The sequence below is a fragment of the Derxia gummosa DSM 723 genome (genome assembly GCF_000482785.1).
GTDB lineage: Bacteria > Pseudomonadota > Gammaproteobacteria > Burkholderiales > Burkholderiaceae_E > Derxia > Derxia gummosa.
In genome coordinates this window covers 525761-543886 of the sequence record NZ_AXWS01000007.1, presented here as the reverse complement: position 1 = coordinate 543886, position 18126 = coordinate 525761, and the positions used below count along the sequence as shown (strand labels likewise).

Annotated in this window: 16 protein-coding genes; 15 read left to right on the top strand and 1 reads right to left on the bottom strand. The window is 72.6% G+C overall.

Annotated features, from left to right (window positions below):
- Positions 1–82 precede the first annotated feature (82 nt).
- From H566_RS0103570 to H566_RS0103500, 15 genes are all read left to right on the top strand, one after another.
- Positions 83–406, top strand: coding sequence for a hypothetical protein (locus tag H566_RS0103570; RefSeq protein ID WP_028310354.1), 324 nt, complete (start codon positions 83–85; stop codon positions 404–406).
- Positions 403–1251: an SIMPL domain-containing protein gene (locus H566_RS0103565; protein WP_034410399.1), complete on the top strand. Its 849-nt coding sequence runs from the start codon at positions 403–405 to the stop codon at positions 1249–1251. Before H566_RS0103570 ends, H566_RS0103565 begins: the two co-directional genes overlap by 4 nt.
- A gap of 12 nt (positions 1252–1263) precedes the next feature.
- Entirely contained in the window at positions 1264–1947 is a 684-nt protein-coding gene (locus H566_RS0103560; RefSeq protein WP_028310352.1) for a response regulator, read from the top strand.
- On the top strand, positions 1944–3362 hold the full coding sequence (locus H566_RS0103555; RefSeq protein ID WP_028310351.1) for a sensor histidine kinase: 1419 nt from the start codon (positions 1944–1946) through the stop codon (positions 3360–3362). The genes H566_RS0103560 and H566_RS0103555 overlap by 4 nt, the downstream gene beginning before the upstream one ends.
- A 32-nt stretch (positions 3363–3394) precedes the next feature.
- Positions 3395–4033, top strand: coding sequence for a phosphatidylserine decarboxylase (locus tag H566_RS0103550; protein WP_028310350.1), 639 nt, complete (start codon positions 3395–3397; stop codon positions 4031–4033).
- 3 nt (positions 4034–4036) lie between these two features.
- Positions 4037–4930, top strand: a complete 894-nt coding sequence (pssA, locus tag H566_RS22685) for a CDP-diacylglycerol--serine O-phosphatidyltransferase (protein ID WP_051377958.1) — start codon at positions 4037–4039, stop codon at positions 4928–4930.
- A 95-nt stretch (positions 4931–5025) separates the two neighbouring features.
- On the top strand, positions 5026–6579 hold the full coding sequence (locus H566_RS0103540) for a 2-isopropylmalate synthase (RefSeq protein ID WP_028310349.1): 1554 nt from the start codon (positions 5026–5028) through the stop codon (positions 6577–6579).
- 193 nt (positions 6580–6772) lie between these two features.
- Positions 6773–8164 (top strand): sigma-54-dependent transcriptional regulator, encoded by a 1392-nt coding sequence (locus H566_RS0103535; RefSeq protein WP_028310348.1) that lies wholly within the window; start codon positions 6773–6775, stop codon positions 8162–8164.
- 259 nt (positions 8165–8423) lie between these two features.
- Positions 8424–9707 carry a glycosyltransferase gene (locus H566_RS0103530; RefSeq protein WP_028310347.1) on the top strand — a complete coding sequence of 428 codons (1284 nt, stop codon included), beginning with the start codon at positions 8424–8426 and terminating at the stop codon, positions 9705–9707.
- Between the two features lie 3 nt (positions 9708–9710).
- A complete protein-coding gene (locus tag H566_RS0103525; protein WP_028310346.1) occupies positions 9711–10325 on the top strand; it encodes a D-glycero-alpha-D-manno-heptose-1,7-bisphosphate 7-phosphatase in 615 nt (204 codons plus the stop codon).
- Entirely contained in the window at positions 10322–11707 is a 1386-nt protein-coding gene (locus tag H566_RS22680; RefSeq protein ID WP_245591281.1) for a glycosyltransferase family 9 protein, read from the top strand. Before H566_RS0103525 ends, H566_RS22680 begins: the two co-directional genes overlap by 4 nt.
- Positions 11701–13464, top strand: a complete 1764-nt coding sequence (locus H566_RS0103515; protein ID WP_028310345.1) for a carbamoyltransferase family protein — start codon at positions 11701–11703, stop codon at positions 13462–13464. The genes H566_RS22680 and H566_RS0103515 overlap by 7 nt, the downstream gene beginning before the upstream one ends.
- Positions 13454–14593 carry a glycosyltransferase family 2 protein gene (locus H566_RS22675; RefSeq protein WP_245591280.1) on the top strand — a complete coding sequence of 380 codons (1140 nt, stop codon included), beginning with the start codon at positions 13454–13456 and terminating at the stop codon, positions 14591–14593. Before H566_RS0103515 ends, H566_RS22675 begins: the two co-directional genes overlap by 11 nt.
- Positions 14590–15861, top strand: a complete 1272-nt coding sequence (locus H566_RS22670; RefSeq protein WP_245591279.1) for a glycosyltransferase family 9 protein — start codon at positions 14590–14592, stop codon at positions 15859–15861. The genes H566_RS22675 and H566_RS22670 overlap by 4 nt, the downstream gene beginning before the upstream one ends.
- Positions 15862–15886: 25 nt before the next feature.
- On the top strand, positions 15887–16840 hold the full coding sequence (locus H566_RS0103500; RefSeq protein WP_028310344.1) for a glycosyltransferase: 954 nt from the start codon (positions 15887–15889) through the stop codon (positions 16838–16840).
- Between the two features lie 111 nt (positions 16841–16951).
- Here H566_RS0103500 and H566_RS22665 read toward each other — a convergent pair whose 3' ends face one another.
- Positions 16952–17917 carry a sigma 54-interacting transcriptional regulator gene (locus H566_RS22665; RefSeq protein ID WP_051377956.1) on the bottom strand — a complete coding sequence of 322 codons (966 nt, stop codon included), beginning with the start codon at positions 17915–17917 and terminating at the stop codon, positions 16952–16954.
- Positions 17918–18126 lie beyond the last annotated feature (209 nt).

Genomic DNA, 18126 nt, shown 5'->3' with positions numbered 1-18126 from the left:
GCTTCAGCCTCGCGAAGGCCGGCCCGTTCTAGACTGGGCCGGCCTTTTTCTTTTGCGGAGGTGGGCGCGCATGAGTTTGCGAATGAAGGGGCGTGACGGCAGCCTGCCGTCGCGGCCCGCGATGATCGGAATGCTGTTGACGGCCGCGTTGCTGGCGGCCTGCTCGCGCGGCGCGCCGCCGGCACCGGCCGCGACGTCGGCGGCGCCCGGCTCCGGCGCGGTGGCCGACACGGCAGCCCGGCCCGAGGGCGGCGTCGGCCCCGCCGACACGGCGCCGCAATCCGAACTTGGCCGCGCGGCGGTCGATGCGCTGCACCGCCCGCTCGACGCCGCCCACGCGGCCGAAGCCGCCGAAACCGGCCGTACCGACGCCATGCGGCGCCAGATCGACGAGGCCAGCCGATGAACCCGATCCTCCGCCCGAATCCCCCGCGCCCCTCGGCGTCGCGCCTTGTCTCGCGCTCCATCGCGCTGATGGCCGGCACGCTGCTGGCGCTCGGCTGCGCAAGCGCGCGCGCCGATGCTCCGTCGTCACCGGGCCTGCCGGCCGCCGCGCTGCCCGGTGCATTGCCGGCCGGCAATGCCGCCGTCGCGGGCATGCCCACGCCCGCGCAGGCGGCCGCGCCTGCCGGCACCATCGTGCTGCTGCGCGCCCGCGCCGAGGCCCAGTTCGACAACGACGAGGCACGCGTCGCCTTCTATGCCCAGGAGCAGGGCGCCGACCGCGCCCAGGTCGCGGCCGCGGTCAACCGCCGCATGCGCGACGCGACCGCCGCGCTCAAAGCGGCCGATCCGTCGGCCGAATTGCGCTCCACCGGCTACTCGACCTATCCGGTCAACGACCGCAACGGCAAGCAGACCGGCTGGGTCGCGCGCCAGGACCTGAGCCTCGTCACGCGCAACCTCAAGTCGCTGGAAGCGACGGTCGCACGGGCGCAGGCGCTGGTCGCGGTGCAGTCGGTGGGCTTCGGGCTGTCGCGCGAGGCTCGGCTCAAGGCCGAGGCGCAGCTGTTCGATCAGGCCTTCGCTGATCTGCGCGCGCGCATCGCCAATGTGTCGCGCGCGCTCGGACGGACGCCCGAGCAGGCGCTGATCGAGCAGCTCGATTTCGCCGGCGGCGACGAACCCGCGCCGCCGCGCGCCTTCGCCATGGCCCGCGCCGCGAGCGCCGAGGCGGTCGATCAACCTTCCTTCGAGGCCGGCGATTCGAGCCAGAGCCTCGCCTTCAATGCGCGCGTGCGCATTCCCTGACGGAGCAATCCCATGCGCCTTCTCATCGTCGAAGACGACACCCAGATCGGCGACTCGCTGTGTTCCGCGCTCGGCCGCGCCGGCCACGCGGTGGACGTCGCCCGCAACGGCCTCGAAGCCGAGCACGCCCTTGCCGGCGCCGAATTCGACCTCGTCCTGCTCGACCTCGGCCTGCCCGGCAAGTCGGGCACCGAAGTGCTGCGCGCCCTGCGCGCGCGCGGCAGCAAGACCCCGGTCATCGTCATCACCGCGCGCGACGGCCTTGGCGAGCGCGTCGACACACTCGACCTCGGCGCCGACGACTATCTCGTCAAGCCCTTCGAGCTGGCCGAACTCCAGGCGCGCATTCGCGCCGTGCTGCGCCGCGCCGTCGCCAACACCGCCGGCCCGGTGCAGGTCGGCCGGCTCAGGCTCATGTCGGAGCGCAAGACCATCGAATGCGACGGCGCGCCGCTCGAACTCAGCCCGCGCGAATACGGCCTGCTCGAAGTGCTGATGATGCGGGCCGGCACCGTCGTGTCGAAGGCGCAGATCGAGGAGCACCTGTGCAACTGGGATGACGCGCTGGCCGAATCGGCCATCGAGCTGTACGTGCATCGCGTGCGCCGCAAGCTCGACCGCGCCGGCGCCGAGATCCGCACCGCGCGCGGCTTCGGTTACATGCTCGTCGCCATCGAAGACAAGACGCCCGCATGACCGTCGCCGCCGATCCGGCGGTGCATCACGACCCGCCCGCCGGCCCGGAGCTGCGCCGCGTCCTGATGCGGCGCCTGATCGCGCCGCTGATCGGCCTGCTGCTGTTCAGCGTCGCGGTGTCGCTCTGGCTCGCGGCGCGCTACGTCAACGCGGTGTACGACCGCGAGCTGTACGACGACGCCTCGGCCATCGCCGCCGTCATGGCCGGCGTGCAGGAGGATGACCTGCGGCTCCAGGTCGAGCGCTTCGCCGAGATCACCTATGACGAGGTCGACAACATCGTCTACGCGGTGAGCATCGGCAATGCCGACTACGGTCCCGACAGCGTCGCGCCCGCGCCGCCCAATGCCGTGCGCTTCCGGCGCGGCCTCATCTACGACCTCACCGCCGACGACGGCCGCATGCGCGCGGTCGAGCTGAGCGTGCCGCGCGTGCGCGACGGCCGCCAGGTGACGGTGCATCTCGCGCGCACCACGCGGCGCCGGCTCTCGACGCTGGAGGAGCTGGCGGCGGTGTTCGTCGTGCCCCAGCTCGCGCTTCTGGCCATCGCCATCGTCGTCGTGAGCGGCGGCCTGGGCCATCTGGTGCGGCCGCTGGCGATCGTCGAGGCGCAATTGCAGAACGAATCGCTCGCGCCGGTGCGGCTGCCGCGCGAACCGATGCCGCGCGAGGTCGCGGCGCTGGTCGGCGCGGTCAACGGCCTGGTCTCGCGGCTGCAGGAAGTGCTGCGGCGCGAACGCAAGTTCACCGCCGACGCCGCCCACCAGCTGCGCACGCCCATGACCGCGCTGCGGCTCCAGCTCGACGACGCGCGCCAGCAGTTCACCGACGAGGCGGTGCTGGCGGTGTTCGCGCGGCTCGCCGCGACGGTCGATCGCGCGATCCGCGTGACCGAGCAGCTGCTCGCGCTCGCACGCGTCGAGCAGGCCGACGGCCCCGCGCCGCGCGAGAGTCTCGATCTCGTGGCGCTCGCGCGCGAGATCGGCGCGGACTGGGTGCCGCAGGCGATGCGCGCTGGCCTCGACCTCGAATTCGAGCCGGCGACGGACGAGCTGAACATCGACGGCGACCGCCAGCTGCTCGGCGAGGCGCTGTCCAACCTCATCGACAACGCGATCAAGTACGCCGGCAAGGGGCGCGGCCGGCGCGTGCTGGTGAGCCTCGCCTTCGATGACGACGGCGCGGTGCTGTCGGTGGAGGACGACGGCCCCGGCGTGCCCGAATCCGAGATCGGCCGGCTCGCCGAACGCTTCTATCGCGGCGACCGCAAGGACACGCCGGGCACTGGCCTCGGCCTCGCACTGGTGAAGGAAGTGGCGCAGAACCACGGCGGCCGGCTGGAGCTGGCACATGCAAGCGGGCGGCGCGGCCTGCGTGCTTCGCTACACTTGCCGGTTCCCGCGAAGGCCGCCTGACAGGCGCCGCGCGTCACCCATCGCCCCCTCGAATGAACTATCCCCATCCCATCATCGCCCGCGAAGGCTGGCCCTATCTCGCCGGCAGCTTCGTCGTGGCGCTCGTCGTCAGCTTCCTCGCCGGCTTCCTGGTCGCGCTGCCGGTCTGGATCGTGTTCGTGTTCGTGCTCCAGTTCTTCCGCGATCCGCCGCGCCCCATTCCGGCCGAGCCGGGCGCGATCCTCTCGCCCGCCGACGGCCGCATCGTCGCGGTGGAAAAGGTGCGCGATCCCTACGCCGACCGCGACGCGCTCAAGATCAGCGTGTTCATGAACGTGTTCAACGTGCACAGCAACCGCGCGCCGGTGGATGGCACGATCCGCGCCGTCAAGTACTTCCCGGGCAAGTTCGTCAATGCCGACCTCGACAAGGCCTCGACCGAGAACGAGCGCAACGCCGTCGTGCTCGACACCGCCGGCGGCAAGACCGTCACCTTCGTGCAGGTGGCCGGCCTGATCGCGCGCCGCATCCTCTGCTACGTGACGGCAGGCGACACGCTTTCGCGCGGCCAGCGCTACGGCTTCATCCGTTTCGGCTCGCGGGTGGATGTGTACCTGCCCACCGATGCCCGCCCCGCCGTCGTCATCGGCGACAAGGTGAGCGCCACCACCACCATCCTCGCGCGGTTCTGAGCGATGGCCATCCGCAAGAACAAGCTGCGCATCGGCGGCCGCAACGCGCGCCGCTCGGCTCCGGGTGCCGCGCATGCCGACGTCCATGCCGCCAGCGTCGAGGCCGTCGAGCGCCCGCGCCGGCGCGGCATCTACCTGCTGCCCAACCTGTTCACGACCGCCGCGCTGTTCTGCGGCTTCTACGCGATCGTGCAGGGCATGAACCGCAACTTCGACCATGCGGCGGTGGCGATCTTCGTCGCGATGGTGCTCGACTCGATGGACGGCCGCGTCGCGCGCTGGACCAACACCCAGAGCGCCTTCGGCGCCGAGTACGACTCGCTGAGCGACATGGTCAGCTTCGGCGCGGCGCCCGCGCTCGTCGCCTACGAATGGGCGCTCAAGGGCATGGGCAAGCTCGGCTGGATCGCCGCCTTCATCTACGTGGCGGGCGCGGCGCTGCGGCTCGCGCGCTTCAACACCAACATCGGCATCGTCGACAAGCGCTTCTTCCAGGGCTTGCCGTCGCCGGCCGCCGCCGCGCTCGTGGCCGGCTTCGTGTGGGTGATGAACGACTACGGCATCGACGGCGATTCGCTGCGCTGGCCGGCTTGGGTCATCACGATCTACGCCGGGCTGTCGATGGTGTCGAACGCGCCGTTCTACAGCTTCAAGGACGTCAACTTCAAGAAGAGCGTGCCGTTCATCGCGGTGTTCGCGGTGGCGCTCGGCTTCGGCCTCGTCGCCTACGAGCCGCCGACGGTGCTGTTCGGCATGTTCTGCCTGTACGGGTTGTCGGGCTTCGTGCTGTTCTTCAAGCGCCTCGCAAGCGGCCGCGCCGGCCCGCTGATCTCGACCCAGCCCGACACCGACATCGGCCCGGGCGCCAAGGACGCCGAGGACGCGTCGGGCCGCTGAGCCCGCCACACGCACACAACAACAACTCGCCTCGCGCCCGAGACCGCCGCGCATGCGGCGCATCCGCGAGGCGATGCAGACCCAGGGAGCACACCATGGCCGACAAGCTGATCATCTTCGACACCACCTTGCGCGACGGCGAGCAGAGCCCCGGCGCCTCCATGACCAAGGACGAGAAGCTGCGCATCGCGCGCCAGCTCGAACGCCTGAAGGTGGACGTGATCGAGGCCGGCTTCGCCGCCAGCTCGAACGGCGATTTCGAGGCGATCCGCGCGATCGCCCAGACCATCAGGGAAAGCACCGTCTGCTCGCTGGCGCGCGCCAACGACCGCGACATCGCGCGCGCGCTCGAAGCCGTGGCGCCCGCGCCGCGCCGCCGCGTGCACACCTTCATCGCCACGTCGGCGCTGCACATGGAGAAGAAGCTGCGCATGACGCCCGAGCAGGTGCTCGACCAGGCGGTGCGCGCGGTGCGCTTCGCGCGCAACAGCATCGACGACGTCGAGTTCTCGCCCGAGGACGGTTACCGCTCCGATCCCGACTTCCTCTGCCGCGTGCTGGAAGCCGTGATCGACGCCGGCGCGACCACGCTCAACATCCCCGACACCGTCGGCTACGCGGTGCCCGAGCTGTACGGCAACTTCATTCGCATGCTGCGCGAGCGCGTGCCCAACTCCGACAAGGCCGTGTGGTCGGTGCACTGCCACAACGACCTCGGCATGGCCGTCGCCAATTCGCTCGCGGGCGTGAAGGTAGGCGGCGCGCGCCAGATCGAATGCACGATCAACGGCCTCGGCGAACGCGCGGGCAACACCTCGCTCGAAGAAGTCGTGATGTCGGTGAAGACGCGCCGCGACTACTTCGGCCTCGACGTGGACATTGACACCTCGCAGATCGTGCCGGCGTCCAAGCTGGTGTCGGGCATCACCGGTTTCGTGGTGCAGCCGAACAAGGCCGTCGTCGGCGCCAACGCCTTCGCGCATGCCTCGGGCATCCATCAGGACGGCGTGCTCAAGGCGCGCGACACCTACGAAATCATGCGGGCCGAGGACGTGGGCTGGAGCGCCAACAAGATCGTTCTCGGCAAGCTGTCGGGCCGCAATGCCTTCAAGCAGCGCGTGCAGGAGCTGGGCATTCCGGTCGAGAGCGACACCGAGCTGAACGCCGCCTTCACGCGCTTCAAGGAACTGGCCGACCGCAAGAGCGAGATCTACGACGAGGACATCCAGGCGCTGTTCTCCGAAGACGGTCAGGCCGAGGACGTCGAGCACTACAAGTTCATCGGCCTGTCGCAGTACAGCGAGACCGGCAAGCGGCCGAACGCGCGCGTGCGCTTCACCATCGGCGGCAGCGAGGTGGCGAGCGAGGCGGCCGGTAACGGCCCGGTCGATGCGTCGATCCGCGCGATCGAGACCGAGGTCGGCTCGGGCGCCGAGATGGTGCTGTACTCGGTCAACGCCATCTCCGGCGGCACCGAGGCGCAGGGCGAAGTCACGGTGCGGCTGAGCAAGGCGGGCCGCATCGTCAACGGCGTCGGCACCGATCCCGACATCGTCGCGGCGAGCGCCAAGGCCTATCTGTCGGCGCTCAACAAGCTGCACGACAAGACCAAGCTCAACCCGCAGACGGCGGAGGAAGAGGGCGTGTAACGCCCTCCGCGCCCTGCTGCACCGCAGGGTGTGACGGGGCCTTGCTGCTGTAACGCCTTCACCGGCGCAATGCCGCCGAAAGCCGCGTCTTCTCCCGCCCGACGGCGGACGGAAGGCGCGGCTTTCTTCATGCGCGAGGCGAAGCGCTTTGCAACGAAATCACCGCCCGGCGCACCGCGCTTAAGGTGAACGCATGGCACGCACCCTCGTTCTCGTCATCGACAGCGACCCGCATGAACGTCGCTCTCTGGCACAGAAGGCGGCGGGCGCGGGCTGCGACGTGCTCGAAGCCGCCAGCCTGCGCGAGGCCCAGATCCACCTCGTGCGGCAGCGGCCCGGCTTCGCCTTCGTCGATCTCAACCTGCCCGACGGCGATGGTCTGGCGCTCGCGCGCGAGATCGTCTTGGGCGGCACGCGCATCGCGCTGCTCACCGGGCGGCCGACGGTCGAAAGCGCGATCGCGGCGCTGCGCCTCGGTGCCGCCGACTACCTCGTGCGGCCGCTCGATGCCGGCGCCATCGCCCGCCTGCTGGCCGGCCTCGCGAGCGAAGCGCAGACCGCCCGGCCCGACACCGCCGCGCTGCTGCGCGAGCTCGACGCCACCGGCCGCTTCGGCCACCTGATCGGCCGCTCGCCCGCGATGCGAAGGCTGTACGACGCGCTCATCCGCGTCGCGCCCACCAACGCCACCGTGCTGCTCGTGGGCGAAAGCGGCACCGGCAAGGAACTCGCCGCGCAGACCGTGCACGACCTGAGCGACCGCCACGGCCAGCCCTTCGTCGCGCTCAACTGCGGCGCGATCTCGCCCACGCTCATCGAGAGCGAGATGTTCGGCCACGAGCGTGGCAGCTTCACCGGCGCCGAGCGCCAGCATCGCGGCTATTTCGAGCGCGCCGACGGCGGCACGCTCTTTCTTGACGAAGTGACCGAGATGCCGCTGGAGCTTCAGACCAAGCTGCTGCGTGTGCTGGAGACCGGCAGCTTCATGCGCCTCGGCACGCCGAAGGAGATCGAGGTGGACGTGCGCATCGTCGCCGCCACCAACCGCAATCCGGAGCGCGCCGTGGCCGAAGGCCAGCTGCGCGCCGACCTGTATCACCGCCTCAACGTCTTCCCGATCGCGCTCGCGCCGCTGCGCGAACGCGGCGACGACATCCAGCTGCTGGCCGACGACTTTTTGCGCCGCCTCAACGCCAGCCACGGCGATACCCGTCGCTTCTCGCCCGCGATGCGCGCCGTGATGGCGCGTCACGCCTGGCCCGGCAATGTGCGCGAGCTGCGCAACGCCGTGCAGCGCGCCTACATCATGAGCGCCGGCGAGGAGCTTGACGCCGCCACGCTCGACCTCGACCTGCCGCCCGCGCGCGCCGCCGGCCCGGTGCTCGCGATGCCGATTGGCATCTCGCTGGCCGAGGCCGACAAGCGCCTCATCTTCGCCACGCTCGACCAGTGCGACGGCGTCAAGAAGCGCGCCGCCGAAGTGCTCGGCATCAGCCTCAAGACGCTCTACAACCGGCTCGAAAGCTACGGCCTGCCGGCGGTGGAGACGGGCGAGATCGACGGCGACACAGCGCCGGCGGAGTAGGCGGACCGGCCGTGCGTGCGTAGGCGGCCGACGCACGCACGACGCAAGGTCTAAGGCGCGCGGGCCTGTCGTCGGTGCGAGGTGGCGGCAGCCTGAACATGCATTCCCAGTAGTTCTTACCGCTTGCATGAAAGAAGCGCTTCCCGCCGCCGCACGGCGAGACGCTTCCGCCGGCGCCGGCGCACTGGCATGCATGCTGCCCGTCGTCTCCATCGGCCGTCCGCGCGATGGATGGCCTCCATGACGGAGCGCGCCATCCATGCGAAAGATCGCCCTGGTCAGTGAACACGCCTCGCCGCTCGCCGCCGCCGGCGGCGTGGACAGCGGAGGACAGAACATCTATGTCGCGCATGTGGCGCGCGAACTTGCGCGGCGCGGCTGGCGCGTGGACGTGTTCACGCGCAAGGACCGCGGCTTCCTGCCCGAGGTGATGCACTGGCTCGACGGCGTGCGCGTCATCCACGTGCCCGCCGGGCCGGCCACGCTGCTGCCGAAGGAGGCGCTGCTGCCCTTCATGCCGGCCTTCGGCGAATGGATGGCGCGCTTCTGCGCCGGTGCCGGCTACGACCTCGCGCATGCCAACTTCTTCATGTCGGGCGTGGCGGCGCGCATCGCGGCGCGCCGGCTCGGCATCCCGCTCGTCATCACCTTCCACGCGCTCGGCCGCGTGCGCCGGCTGCATCAGGGCGAGGCCGACGCCTTCCCGCCCGAGCGCGGCGACATCGAGCAGGACCTGGCGCGCGCCGCCGATCTCGTCATCGCCGAATGCCCGCAGGACGAGGCCGACCTGCGCATGCTCTACGACGCCGATCCGGCGCGCATCGAGGTCGTGCCCTGCGGCTTCGACCCGGCCGAGTTCGGCCCCGAGGACCGTACCGCCGCGCGCGGGCGCCTGGGCTGGACGCATGACGGCTTCACCGTGCTGCAACTCGGCCGGCTGGTGCCGCGCAAGGGCATCGACAACGTGATCGAGGCGCTCGGCCGGCTGGTGCACGGCCTGGGCGTGGAGGCGAGGCTGTGCATCGTGGGCGGCAACTCGGCGCGCGCCAACGCCCGCGCCACGCCCGAGATCGCCAGGCTGCAAGCGATTGCAGCGCAGGCCGGCGTGACCGGGCGGGTCGAATTCGCCGGGCGGCGCGGGCGCGCCGAGCTGCGCGACTACTACTGCGCGAGCGACGTGTTCGTCACCACGCCCTGGTACGAGCCCTTCGGCATCACGCCGGTCGAGGCGATGGCCTGCGCCCGCCCGGTGATCGGCGCCGACGTCGGCGGCATCCGCAGCACGGTGCTCGACGGCATCACCGGCCATCTGGTGGCGCCGCGCGACCCGGATGAACTCGCGCGCCGGCTCGCGCGGCTGGCGGCCCATCCCGAGGTCGGACACCGCATGGGGCTTGCGGGCCAGGCGCGGGCCAACCTGCTCTACCGCTGGAGCAACGTGGCCGAGCGGCTGGACGAGGCTTACGGCCGCGTGCTGGCGGCGCATCGTGCGCCGGCGTCGGCGGTGCAAGCCATTGCAGGCCGCATCGGCGCGGAGGCCTGAGCGATGACCGCATCCACCGCCGCCATGCCCGCACGCGGCGTCACGCATCCGGCCGTGTTCCTCGACAAGGACGGCACGCTGATCGAGAACCTGCCCTTCAACGTGGACCCGGCGCGGGTGCGGTTCGCGCCCGGCGCGGCCGAGGCGCTGACCCTGTTCGGCCAGCTCGGCTGGCCGGTCGTGGTCGTGAGCAACCAGCCCGGCGTCGCGCTCGGCCGCTTCGAGTCGGTGGCGCTGGAGGTACTCGGCCGGCGCCTGGCCGCGATGTGCGCGGCCCGGGGCGCGCGACTCGCGGCCTTCGCCTGGTGCCCGCATGCGCCGGCCGCCGACGGCTCGCCCGCCTGCGCCTGCCGCAAGCCCGAACCCGGCCTGCTGCTCGACGCCGCCGCGCGCCACGGCATCGACCGCGCAGCCTCGTGGATGGTCGGCGACATCCTCGACGACATCGAGGCCGGCCGCCGCGCCGGCCTGCGCACCGTGCTCGTGGACAACGGCGGCGAGACGGTCTGGCGCGACGCACCGCTGCGCCGCCCGCATCACCGCGTGACCGATCTGCACCAGGCCGCGCTGGTCATCGCACGCGCGGTGCGTGCCCCGCGCCGGGACTGGCCGCGATGACGCCCGACCTGCCCGCGCGCATGCCGCCGCCCGCTCGCGCCCACGCGCTGCCGCGCCCGCCCGCCCCGCCAGGCGCAGGCTGGGCCGCGGCGCGCCGCATCCTCTGCCTGCGGCTCGACAACCTCGGCGATGTGCTCATGACCACGCCGGCGCTGCACGCGTTGCGCCATGCGCTGCCCGGCCGCGAGCTGACGCTGCTCACCTCGCGCGCGGCGGCGCTCGCGGCGCCGCATCTCGACGACGTGGTCGAGGTGATCGCGCATGACGCGCCCTGGGTCGCGGGCACCGGCGACGCGGCGGCCGACCTCGCGCTGCTGGCGCGGCTGGCCGGGCGGCGCTTCGACGCGGCGGTGATCTTCACCGTGTACAGCCAGAGCCCGCTGCCGGCGGCGCTGCTGTGCCGGCTCGCGGGCATCCCGCTCGTGCTCGCGCATTGCCGCGAGAACCCGGGCGCGCTGCTGAGCGACTGGCTGCCCGAACCCGAACCGGAAATGCTGCTTCGCCACGAGGCGCGCCGCCAGCTCGACCTCGTCGCGCACGTGGCGCCGCCACTGCCCGAGGGCCGCGCCCAGCGCCTGCGCTTCGCGCTGCGCGACACCGATCGCGCCGAGGCGGTCACGCTGCTCGCGGTGCTCGGCCTGCCGCCCGACGCGCGCTTCGTGCTCGCGCATCCGGGCGCGACGGCGGCCTCGCGCCGTTATGCGCCGGCGGATCTCGGTGTCGCGCTCGCCGGCATCGCGCGCGCGACCGGGCTGCGCGTGCTCATCGGCGGCAGCGCGGGCGAACGCGGTCTCGCGGCCGAGGTGGAAGTGGCCGCGCGTCGCGCGCTGGCCATCGCCGACACGGGCGGGGCGAGCGCGGTCGTGCCCGTGAGTGCGAGCGCGACTCCGGCCGCGGTCGTGCTCTCCGACGCGGCGCGCCCGGGCCGGTCGCCGCGCGTCCGCAACATCGCGGGCCGGCTCTCGCTCGGCGGCGCGGCGGCGCTCATGGCGCGCGCGCGGCTGCTGGTGTCGAACAACAGCGCGCCGGTGCATCTGGCCGCCGCGCTCGGCGTGCCGGTCGTGGACCTGTACGCGCTCACCAATCCCCAGCACACGCCCTGGCAGGTGCCGCACCGGCTGCTGTTCAGCGACCAGCCTTGCCGCCACTGCTACCGCAGCGTGTGCACCGCGCGCCGTCGCGCCTGCCTCGACGACATCACGCCGGCCGACATCACCGCCGCCGCGCTCGACCTGCTGGCCGAGGCTGCCGGCCCGTCGTCTGCGGTGCCGCGAGCGGCGCCGCCGCCGGCCCGGCCCGATCCGCTTCCCCTTGTCACCGGCCCGCGCCGCGCGCTCGCGCAGCCCGGGTCCGGCTCCCCAGGAGACCCGCCGCCATGCTGACCCTCGGAATCAACGCCGCCTTCCACGACTGCTCGGCGGTCATCGTGCGCGACGGCGAAGTGCTCGCCGCCGCCGAGGAGGAGCGCTTCACCCACGTCAAGCACGGCAAGCGGCCGCTGCCCTTCACGACCTGGCAGCTGCCCTTCCACGCGATCGACTTCTGCCTCGCGCGCGCCGGCGTCACGCTGGCCGAGGTGGACCATGTGGCCTATTCCTACGATCCGTGGGCCTTCGACGGACTTGACCGGCTCACCGGCTCGACCGGCCGGCTGCCCGCCAGCATCGCGCTGCCGCTGGAACCCGGTCATCCGCCGGTCACCGGCTCGCCCTGGGATCCGCTCTTTCTCGCCTACATCGTCAACGCGCCGGGCCAGCTGCGCGACGGCGCGCCGCATCATCTGCGCAAGCGCTTGCAGATCCCGCGCGGCGAGCAACGCTGGCAATGGCACTGGGTCGAGCACCACCTCGCGCACGAGGCCAGCGCCTTCCTCGCCGCGCCCTTCGACGAATGCGCCGTGCTCACGCTCGACGGCCGGGGCGAGCGCGCCACCACCAGCGCCGGTCACTTCAGCGGCGGCCACTACCACCGCCTCGCCCAGGTCGAGCATCCGCATTCGCTTGGCCTGCTGTACGAGCGCATCACCGGCTTTCTCGGCTTCCTGCATTCGTCCGACGAATACAAGGTGATGGCGCTCGCCTCCTTCGGCCAGCCGCGCTTCCGGGCCGAGTTCGAGCGCATGGTCAGGCTCGACGACGAGGGCGGCTACACCACCGCCGTGCCCGACGACGCCGGCCTCGAAGCCCTGTTCGGCCCCGCGCGTGAACGCGGTGGCCCGATGGAACAGCGCCATTTCGACATTGCCGCCTCGCTCCAGAAGACGCTCGAATCCGCCGTGCTGCGGCTGGCCGACTGGCTGCACCGCCGCACCGGCGCGCGCAATCTGGCGCTCGCCGGCGGCGTCGCGCTCAACTGCGTGATGAACGCCCGGCTGCGCGACGAAAGCGCCTTCGAGCATGTGTGGGTGCAGCCCGCCGCCGGCGACGCCGGCACCGCGCTCGGCGCCGCGCTCTGGACCGACCATTGCGCGCGCGGCCGGCCCGCCGCGCACTGGCGCATGGAGCACGCGCTGCTCGGCCCCGAATGGAGTGACGACGAGATCGAAGCCTTCCTGCGCTGGACCGGCGTGAGCTTCCGCCGCGCCGCCGACGTGGTGGAGGAGGCCGCCGATCTGCTCGCGCGCGGCCGCGTCATCGGCTGGTTCCAGGGCCGCATGGAGTTCGGCCCGCGCGCGCTCGGCGCGCGCTCCATCCTCGCCTCGCCGATTCCGGCCGACATGCAGGCAAGGCTCAACGAGATCAAGGACCGCGAGGACTTCCGCCCCGTCGCGCCCGTCGTGCCCGAGGAGCACCGCGCCGAATGGTTCGAGGCCGTCAAGGGCGGCGATGATCCCGCGCCCTTCATGCTGTTCATCTTCAAGGTGAAGCCCGGGATGGCGGCGCGCATCCCGGCCGTCGTGCATGCCGACGGCACGGCGCGCGTGCAGACCGTGCGCGCCGACCAGAACCCGCGCTACCACGCGCTGCTGCAAGCCTTTGCACGCCGCACCGGCGTGCCGGTGCTGGTCAACACCTCGTTCAACACGCGCGGCGAGCCGGTGGTGTGCAGCCCGCGCGACGCGCTCGAATCGTTCTGGACCTCGCCGCTCGACGCGCTCGTGATCGGCAGCTTCATCGTGGAGAAGCGCCATGGCGGGTGACGCGCGCGACGTGAAGATCGGCCGCATCGAGGTGCCGGCGCGGCCGCATTCGCTGACGCCCGGCCACGAGACGGCAGGCGCCGTGGCGGGCGCCGGCCCGACACCTGCCGCCGCGATGCCCGACAACGCGACGGGCGCCGCCGCCGACCCGCGCGCCGGCGTGCTGGCCAGCGTCGTCGTCCCCAGCTACCGCCGGCCCGCGCTGCTCGAACGCTGCCTGCGCGCGCTGCTGGCGCAGGACATCGACCCGCGCCGCTACGAGATCATCGTCTGCGACGATGGCCCCGACGACGCCACGCTCGACGTGGTGCGCCGGCTCGGCCGCGAGAGCGGCGGGCGGCCGCTGCTGCGCTACCTCGCCGTCACCGGCACGCAGGGGCCGGCCGGCGCGCGCAACCGGGGCTGGGAGGATTCGCACGCGCCGGTCATCGCCTTCACCGACGACGACACGATTCCCGAGCCGGGCTGGCTCGGCGCCGGTCTCATGGCGCTGCGCCCCGGCGTGGATGCGGTGGCCGGCGCCGTCGTCGTGCCGCTGCCACCGCGCCCGACCGACTACGAGCGCAACGAGAGCGGCCTTGCCGGCGCACGCTTCGTGACGGCCAACTGCTTCGTGCGCCGCTCGGCCCTGGTGGCGGTGGGCGGCTTCGACGAGCGCTTCACCGCCGCGTGGCGCGAGGACAGCGATCTGGAGTTCGCGCTCGACGCGGCGGGCCGGCGCATCGGTCAGGCGCCCGACGCGCGGGTCGCGCATCCGGTGCGGCCGGCGGGCTGGGGCGTGAGCCTGAAGCAGCAGCGCAAGGCGCAGTTCGACGCGCTGCTGTACCGCAAGTGGCCGCGCCGCTATCGCGCCGGCATCGGCGCCGTGCCGCGCGCCGACTACTGGCTGGTGGTGGCGGCGCTGCTGCTGGCGATCGGTGCCGCGCTCGCCGGCGCGCGCGGGACGGCGCTGTTTGCCTTCGCGGCCTGGCTGGGCTGGACGCTGGCCTTCGCGCTGCGGCGGCTGCGCGGCAATTCGCTCGCGCCGGCCCATGTCGCGGAGATGCTGGTGACGAGCGCGCTCATCCCGCCGCTGTCGGTCGGCTGGCGGCTGGTGGGGGCGTTGCGCTTCCGGGTGCTGTTCGCATGAGCGCGGCTGCGATCGGACTGGCGCGGCCCCGCGATGACGCGCCACGCGGCCGCGCCGGTACGGCCGGACCGGAGCGTGCGCCGCCCGTCGAACTGATGCCGCGCGCCGCCGCCGAGCTGCTCGATCCGCCGCCGCGCCGCATCGCGGTGCTGCGCGCGCTCGCGCTCGGCGACCTGCTGTGCGCGTTGCCGGCTTTGCGCTCGCTGCGGGCGGCCGCGCCGCGCGCGACGATCACGCTGGTCGGTCTGCCGTGGGCGCGCGAGTTCGTCGCGCGCCAGCGCGATGTGCTCGACGAGTTCATCGAGTTTCCGGGCCATCCGGCGTTTCCGGAGCGCGTGGTGGACGAGGCGGCCCGCGCCGGCTTCGACGCGCGCATGCGGGCGCTCGGCTTCGATCTTGCCGTGCAGATGCAGGGCAGCGGCGAGGTCGCCAACGACATCGTCGCGGCCTGGGGCGCGCGGCACACGGCGGGCTTCCATCCGCCGGAAGCGCCGGCGCCCGGGCCGGGCTTCCGGCCCTGGCCCGTCACCGGCCACGAGATCGACCGGCTGCTCGCGCTGCCGCGCTTCCTCGGCGCGCCCGACGCGGGGCGCGGACTGGCCTTTCCGCTCGACGCGCGCGATCGCGCCGAGGCGGCGGCGCTCGAGCTGCCGGGGTTCGCGGCCGAGAGGCTGCCGGACGAAGGCCGCGCCGCGCCGGCGGGTGAGGGCGCCGGGCGCGCCGTTGCCGCGCCGCGCGGCCTGGTCTGCGTGCATCCGGGCGCGCGCCTGCCGTCGCGGCGCTGGCCGGCCGAGCGCTTCGCCCAGGTGGCGGCGGCGCTCGCGCGCGACGGCTGGACCGTGGCCGTGACCGGCTCGGCGGGCGAGGCCGAGGTGGCGCGCGCGGTGCTGGCGCAGGCGCGCGCACGCCTCGCTGCAAGCGATTGCAGCCCGGGCGCCGGGCATCGCCTGATCGACCTCGTCGGCCGTACCTCGCTCGGCGCGCTCGGCGCCGTGCTCGACCGCGCGACGCTGCTGGTGTCGAACGACACCGGCGTCGCCCACATCGCCGCCGCGCTGCGCCTGCCGAGCGTGATCGTCGCGTCGGGCAGCGAGGTGGCGCGCTGGGCGCCGCTCGACGCGCGACTGCATCGCGTGCTCTGGGCCGATGCCGACTGCCGGCCCTGCGCCCACGAGATCTGCCCGGTCGGCCACGGCTGCGCGCTCGCGGTCACGGCCGAGGCGGTGATCGATGCCGCGCGCGCGGCATGCGTCTGGCGCCATCCCTGATACCCACCTCATCCCGGAGACCGTCATGCCCCAGAGTCGCCGCCTGCGCATCCTCACCTGGCATGTGCACGGCAACTATCTGCACTACCTGAGCCATGCGCCGCACGACTTCGTGGTCGCCACCCGCCCCGGCGATCCGCCCGGCCATGCCGGCCTTGGCGGCCATCTGCCGTGGCGGTCCAACCTGAGCGCCGTGCCCGAACACGAACTGGCCGACCAGCGGTTCGACGCCGTGCTCCACCAGTCCGACGCGCACTGGCAGGCGCGCCACCGCGTGCTCACGCCGGCCCAGCTGCGCCTGCCGCAGATCCGGCTCGAACACGACCCGCCGCCCGCCGACCCGACCGACAGCGTCCATCCCGCCGCCGACGCGGCAACGGTCATCGTCCACGTCACCCACTTCAACGCGCTCGCCTGGGACAACGGCGCCGCGCCGGTGCGCGTGATCGAGCACGGCGTGGCCCTGCCGGAAGGCGTGCGCTGGAGCGGCGAATACCCGCGCGGCATCGTCGTCGTCAACCATCTGCGCCGACGCGGTCGCCGCCTCGGCGCCGACATCTACCTGAACCTGCGCCGGCGCATCCCGCTCGACCATGTGGGCATGGCCGCGACCGAGATGCCCGGCGGCCTGGGCGAGATTCCCAATCCCGAACTGCCGGCCTTCATCGCGCGCTACCGCTTCTTCCTCAACCCGATCCGCTGGACCAGCCTCGGTCTCGCGGTGGTGGAGGCGATGACGCTCGGCATGCCCATCGTCGGCCTGGCGACGACCGAACTGGCAAGCGTGATCGACCGCGACGTGCAGGGCTGGATCGACAGTGACGAGACACGGCTCGCGGCGGCCGGACGCGCGCTCATCGACGATCCGGCGCTTGCGGCGCGCTGGGGCGCGGCGGCGCGCGAACTGGCGCTGGAGCGCTTTGGCATCGGGCGCTTCGCGGCGGACTGGGACGAGCTGCTGCGCGAAGTCTGCGAGTGAAGGGGATGAACCGGGCCGGGCGAGGTGGGCGGGACCGGGGCGCGGGAGGCGGGGCGGGTCGCGCGCGTCATCCGCCGCCCGGCCAACTTCGCCTTCCTTGCCCGAAGCGCTTCACATCAACCGCCGATACACATCGAGCCGGTTGTAGAGCGTCTTGAGACTCACCCCCAGCGTGCGCGCCGCCAGCCGCTTGTCCCCCGCGTGATGGTTCAGCGTCGCAAGGATGATGTCGCGCTCAAGGTCGGCCAGCGGCACGCCCACGCGCACCTTGAGCGCATCGCGCTCGGCGTCGAACACGCAGCCCCGGTCGGCGGGCTGGGCCGGCAGGTCGGCGCGGCCGTCATCGATGATCTCGTCGGCCATGATGAACAGCCGCTGCACCGCGTTGCGCAGCTCGCGCACGTTGCCCGGCCAGGCCCGCTCGCGCAGCTGCTTCAGCGCCTGCGCCGAGAAGCGCCGCCGCCGCGCGGCGCGCGCGTTGAACTCGGCCAGGAAGTGCTGCGCCAGCGGCTCGATGTCGTCGCGCCGTTCGTGCAGCGCCGGCACCCGCAGCGGCAGCACCGCCAGCCTGTAGAGCAGATCTTCCCGAAATCGTCCCTCCCGTACCGCGACGCGCGGGTCGTGATGCGTGGCCGCGATCACGCGCAGGTCGCATTGCACCGGCTCGCTGCCGCCGATGCGGTGGAAGCTGCCCGTCTCGAGAGCGCGCAGCAGCCGCACCTGCATCTCGGGCGCCATGCCCGTCACCTCGTCGAGAAAGAGCGTGCCGCCCGAGGCATGCTCGAAGTAACCCGCAGTACGCGCATGCGCGCCGGTGAAGCTGCCGCGCTCGTGGCCGAACAGCTGGGCCTCGATCAGCGCCGCCGGCAGCGCCGCGCAATCCACCGCGACGAAGGGGCGCCCGGCCCGGTCGCTCGCGGCATGGATCGCGCGGGCGACCACTTCCTTTCCGCAGCCGCTCGGGCCGATCAGCATCACCGGCGCCGCGCAGGCCGCCACGCGCGCCACCTGGGCCTGGAGCGCCCGGCCGGCGGCGGAGCGGCCCCAGCACGGCCCCTCGGGGGGCAGCAAGGCCATGGTGTTCTCCTTCGCTTGTTCGTCTTGAACGCATGGTTCTGCGCGCGGGCGTTCGCTGTCCGTCGGTGGACACGGCTCGTTACTTCGCGCCGCACCGCGGGCGGAACTTCCGGCACGCTTGGCGCGCAGCCCCACGTCGTGCAAAAGCTGCATGTGCAAGGCAGGAATTGCCGTGCCTCGGCACCGTTGGTCGGTGCGCCATGCCGGCG

What these genes read in the sequence shown, in the direction of transcription:
- H566_RS22675 (WP_245591280.1), top strand. Translation starts at nt 13,454, where the DNA reads ATGGCGGGTGACGCGCGCGACGTGAAGATCGGCCGCATCGAGGTGCCG.
- H566_RS0103530 (WP_028310347.1), top strand. Translation starts at nt 8,424, where the DNA reads ATGCGAAAGATCGCCCTGGTCAGTGAACACGCCTCGCCGCTCGCCGCC.
- H566_RS0103570 (WP_028310354.1), top strand. Translation starts at nt 83, where the DNA reads ATGAAGGGGCGTGACGGCAGCCTGCCGTCGCGGCCCGCGATGATCGGA.
- H566_RS22670 (WP_245591279.1), top strand. Translation starts at nt 14,590, where the DNA reads ATGAGCGCGGCTGCGATCGGACTGGCGCGGCCCCGCGATGACGCGCCA.
- H566_RS0103555 (WP_028310351.1), top strand. Translation starts at nt 1,944, where the DNA reads ATGACCGTCGCCGCCGATCCGGCGGTGCATCACGACCCGCCCGCCGGC.
- H566_RS0103500 (WP_028310344.1), top strand. Translation starts at nt 15,887, where the DNA reads ATGCCCCAGAGTCGCCGCCTGCGCATCCTCACCTGGCATGTGCACGGC.
- pssA (WP_051377958.1), top strand. Translation starts at nt 4,037, where the DNA reads ATGGCCATCCGCAAGAACAAGCTGCGCATCGGCGGCCGCAACGCGCGC.
- H566_RS22680 (WP_245591281.1), top strand. Translation starts at nt 10,322, where the DNA reads ATGACGCCCGACCTGCCCGCGCGCATGCCGCCGCCCGCTCGCGCCCAC.
- H566_RS22665 (WP_051377956.1), bottom strand. Translation starts at nt 17,917, where the DNA reads ATGGCCTTGCTGCCCCCCGAGGGGCCGTGCTGGGGCCGCTCCGCCGCC.
- H566_RS0103560 (WP_028310352.1), top strand. Translation starts at nt 1,264, where the DNA reads ATGCGCCTTCTCATCGTCGAAGACGACACCCAGATCGGCGACTCGCTG.
- H566_RS0103535 (WP_028310348.1), top strand. Translation starts at nt 6,773, where the DNA reads ATGGCACGCACCCTCGTTCTCGTCATCGACAGCGACCCGCATGAACGT.
- H566_RS0103525 (WP_028310346.1), top strand. Translation starts at nt 9,711, where the DNA reads ATGACCGCATCCACCGCCGCCATGCCCGCACGCGGCGTCACGCATCCG.
- H566_RS0103565 (WP_034410399.1), top strand. Translation starts at nt 403, where the DNA reads ATGAACCCGATCCTCCGCCCGAATCCCCCGCGCCCCTCGGCGTCGCGC.
- H566_RS0103540 (WP_028310349.1), top strand. Translation starts at nt 5,026, where the DNA reads ATGGCCGACAAGCTGATCATCTTCGACACCACCTTGCGCGACGGCGAG.
- H566_RS0103515 (WP_028310345.1), top strand. Translation starts at nt 11,701, where the DNA reads ATGCTGACCCTCGGAATCAACGCCGCCTTCCACGACTGCTCGGCGGTC.
- H566_RS0103550 (WP_028310350.1), top strand. Translation starts at nt 3,395, where the DNA reads ATGAACTATCCCCATCCCATCATCGCCCGCGAAGGCTGGCCCTATCTC.